The organism is Elstera litoralis (genome assembly GCF_000963705.1).
GTDB classification, from domain to species: Bacteria; Pseudomonadota; Alphaproteobacteria; order Elsterales; family Elsteraceae; genus Elstera; species Elstera litoralis.
In genome coordinates, this window is record NZ_LAJY01001004.1 from 1 (window position 1) to 916 (window position 916).

At 40.7% G+C, this 916-nt stretch carries 1 protein-coding gene; it reads right to left on the reverse strand.

Features of this window, described 5'->3' with window-relative positions; genetic code table 11:
• Nucleotides 1-368: 368 nt before the first annotated feature.
• A complete protein-coding gene (locus VZ95_RS24835) occupies nucleotides 369-743 on the reverse strand; it encodes a hypothetical protein (protein WP_156995528.1) in 375 nt (124 codons plus the stop codon).
• Between the last annotated feature and the right edge of the window lie 173 nt (nucleotides 744-916).

Here is a 916-nt window from a genome sequence, read left to right on the forward strand (position 1 = left end):
AGCCGGGGCAGTTTCCCGCCCCGCTTTGCACTCTCCGTATCGACGCCGTGTTACGCCGCGTGGTGCCCACCTTCGCAATGGTGGGCACTTCTAGAGTAAGACAGCCGCCTGTCAAATGTAAGACTGGTGAGCTTCAACATTATGAGAAATCAATTTTTACAATAAGAGCCGCACTATTCCAATCAACTCGATGATCATTATACCATACGTCCCCATTCGTAATTTTTTTATCTAATCGAGAGATACGAGATGGTTCGCACTTCAGACATGATGAAAAATTTTCAAACACATGATTCACCGCCATATCAATATTCTGGTGGTTCCTCATATCACTATGATGTGTAACAAAAGCCCCCCAATAAGCTGATTTAATTTTTCCAGGGTGTTKTTTTTTTCCTAAAACGCAAAAAAATATCATTTATCTTAATTGCATCTCGCATCATTTCTCCGGAAGATCTCTTTAGCTCTATTATGTATAGCGGCTCTTGTTCGTCATCAGTTATAATTATATCCGCCCTTCTTTTACCCCATAATTTCTGATGGAGAAAATAATTTAAATTTGCCTCAGGATGAACAAGTAATTTCTTTGCCTTAACAGCTTTATAACATGACTCAGCAACATAGGTTTGCATAATATTTTCTACAGGAGCATCACTTAACCAATACTCGCCTCCGGACCAATTATAATAACTTTCATTTGCCTTTCGAATGCCCTCGAAAATAGATTTGGCTATAAAATCCATTTAAAACCCTCCAATAAAATATCCTTTTAGGAGAATGCCGAAAAAATCGACAACCGAAAAGACGTATCTAATTTTAGAGTGAAAAAAGAGTCGACTCTCAGTAAGAGCCGACTCTTCCCAAAGGGCTTACGCCGCGTGGTGCCCGCCCTCAAGATAAAGCGCCCGCACTTCCG